Annotated in this window: 2 protein-coding genes; one reads left to right on the plus strand and one right to left on the minus strand. The window is 65.5% G+C overall.

Going from position 1 to position 1367, the window contains the following annotated elements:
* Positions 1–64: 64 nt before the first annotated feature.
* Positions 65–823: a hypothetical protein gene (locus AB0M27_RS47845; RefSeq protein ID WP_365590825.1), complete on the plus strand. Its 759-nt coding sequence runs from the start codon at positions 65–67 to the stop codon at positions 821–823.
* Here the strand turns inward: AB0M27_RS47845 and AB0M27_RS47850 are convergent.
* On the minus strand, positions 756–1367 hold a 612-nt coding region (locus tag AB0M27_RS47850), incomplete at its 5' end, for an IS5 family transposase (protein ID WP_365732467.1). The two genes, AB0M27_RS47845 and AB0M27_RS47850, sit on opposite strands and share 68 nt — an antisense overlap.

Genomic DNA, 1367 nt, shown 5'->3' on the forward strand with positions numbered 1-1367 from the left:
GAGCTCGTAACACGATCTTGGTGGCGAGATTGGTGAGACGGATGCGGCTGGGATGATTGCGGCCATGACCCTGGACTGGTCCCATCTGAAGCACGCCTATGGATCCGCATCCGACCTACCACAGCTCTTTGACGAGGTCGGTGATCCCGAGCTGGCTGACGTGGCGTGGGAGGAGCTGTGGGCTTCTCTCTATCACCAGGGCTCGGTGTACACGGCCAGCTTTGCCGCCCTGCCCGTTCTGGCGGACATCGCTACCGGTCGCAAGCCGGGCGGTTGTTGGCAGGCCCTTGGGCTGGCCGGCCGCATCGTCGTCGAGGAGCAGCAACTCCACGAGCCCGGTTACGTCCAGGGTTGCTACCCGTCTACGATCAACGAGCTGCACCAGCTGACGCAGAAGCAGGTGACGGTAAGGCCCTTCGAGGGCGATGAAGACGACTTTCTGTACTGGCTGGAGCACCTTCTGGCTTTCGAGGGGGTGCCCATATGGAGGCGCAACTTGCGCCGCGATGCTTACCGTGTGGTGTGCCCCTTCTGCACAGGGAGCTTGGAGATCGACCTCTCCTACAAACTTCGAGGCACTCGCCGTCGGGACCCGAACGCGCGTTTTCGGGTTGTCGGCCGCGAGGGACCCATACTCACCGCAGTCCGCCCAGCGGCCCCCGCGGACCTGCCGCCGCTGGCGTCTCGGCTGCACAATCTGGCCGTCAAGGCCGGGCAGTCTGCCGCCGCAGACCATCTGATCCATCTGTTCGGCCTCACGACGTGTCCGGACTGTGCTTCAGGGTTCTCGGTACCGGACCAGATCGCGGCCTTCCAGGCATAGCAGTGTGTCGGTGATCTGGAACGGCTCTCTTGAGGCGTCTCCAGCAGATGAGGCTGCAGGCAAGGGAGACGAGGGCGTCGTGCAGGTCGAGCCGCCGCTCCCAGCGGACGGCCAGGCGCTTGAAGTGGTGCAGGAGCGAGAAAGTCTGCTCGACAACGTAGCGGAGCTTGCCCAGGCCCTTGATGTTCGGGGCGCCCTTGCGGGAGATCACCGGCAGGATACGGCGCCTCCGCAGCTCGCGGCGGTTGGGGTTGCTGTCGTATCCCTTGTCACCGAGTAGCGCGTCGGGGCGGCGCCGTGGACGACCGGGCCTGCCGGCCACGGGCGGGATGCCGTCGACCAGGGCCAGGGTCTGGGTGACGTCGTTGACGTTGGCGGCGGTAGTGATGACCTTGAACGGGGTGCCCTTCCCGTCGCAGATCAGATGGTGCTTACTGCCTGTCTTCCCGCGGTCGACCGGTGACGGACCGGTGCCTTCGCCCCCTTTTTGGCGCGGATGTGGGAGGCATCCACGCAGGCCCGGGACCAGTCCAGCTCGCCGGCC

This window comes from Streptomyces sp. NPDC052107 (assembly GCF_040680215.1).
GTDB lineage: Bacteria > Actinomycetota > Actinomycetes > Streptomycetales > Streptomycetaceae > Streptomyces.

What these genes read in the sequence shown, in the direction of transcription:
- AB0M27_RS47845 (WP_365590825.1), top strand. Translation starts at nt 65, where the DNA reads ATGACCCTGGACTGGTCCCATCTGAAGCACGCCTATGGATCCGCATCC.